The 1,121-nt window shown below is 64.4% G+C and carries 1 protein-coding gene; it reads right to left on the bottom strand.

Annotated elements, in window-relative coordinates; all coding sequences use genetic code 11:
- On the bottom strand, positions 1 to 1,121 hold a 1,121-nt coding region (locus ACXAJT_RS27570), incomplete at both ends, for an AMP-binding protein (RefSeq protein ID WP_475242211.1).

Here is a 1,121-nt window from a genome sequence, read left to right as displayed (position 1 = left end):
TCGCTGGGCTCGATGTCGTTCATCAGGGTGATGTAGCAGTAGATGCCCTGACCCTTGACGCTGTGCGGGTAGCCGACCACTGCCGCCTCGGCGACCTTGGCGTGGGCGACGAGGGCGCTTTCCACTTCGGCGGTGCCCATGCGGTGGCCCGAGACGTTGATCACATCGTCGACCCGGCCGGTGATCCAATAGTCGCCATCCGCGTCGGCGCGGCAGCCGTCGCCCGAGAAGTAGTAGCCCTTGTACTGCTGGAAATAGGTCTGCTCAAAGCGCTCGTGATCGCCCCAGACGGTGCGCATCTGCCCCGGCCAGCTGTCCTTGATCGCCAGCACGCCCTCGGTCGGACGCTCGGAGATCTCGACGCCGGAGGTCGGCTCGAGCACCACCGGCTGCACGCCGAAGAACGGCTTCATCGCCGCGCCCGGCTTGGTGGCATGGGCGCCGGGCAGCGGGGTCATCAGGTGGCCGCCGGTCTCGGTCTGCCACCAAGTGTCGACGATCGGGCAGCGGCCTTGCCCGACCTTGTCGTTGTACCAGTTCCACGCCTCGGGGTTGATCGGCTCGCCCACCGTGCCCAGAAGCTTCAGCGAGGATAGATCGCATTTGGTTACGAAATCGTCACCCTGACCCATGAGCGCGCGGATCGCGGTGGGGGCGGTGTAGAACTGATTTACCTTGTGTTTCTCGCAAATCTGCCAGAACCGGCTGGCGTCGGGGTAGGTCGGCACGCCCTCGAACATCAGCGTCGTGGCGCCATTGGCCAAGGGCCCGTAAACAATGTAGGAATGGCCGGTCACCCAGCCCACGTCGGCGCTGCACCAATAGACGTCGCCGTCGTGGTAATCGAAGGTGATCTCATGGGTGAGGGCGGCGTAAACCAAATATCCACCACTTGTGTGCACAACACCCTTGGGCTTGCCGGTGGAGCCCGAGGTGTAAAGGATGAACAGCGGGTCTTCGGCGTTCATCGGGCGCGGCGGGCAGTCGGGGCCAGCGGTCTCCATCAGCGCCTTGACGTCGACGTCGCGGCCATCGATCCAGCTGGTCTGGTCGCCGGTGTGCTTGACGACAAGGCAGCGCACCTTGTCCGAGCAGTGCAGCAACGCGGCGTCGGTATTGGA

This window comes from Salipiger sp. ABF4_146 (genome assembly GCF_056161345.1).
Note: the sequence above shows the minus strand (reverse complement) of the source record. Positions and strands in the feature narration are given on the sequence as shown.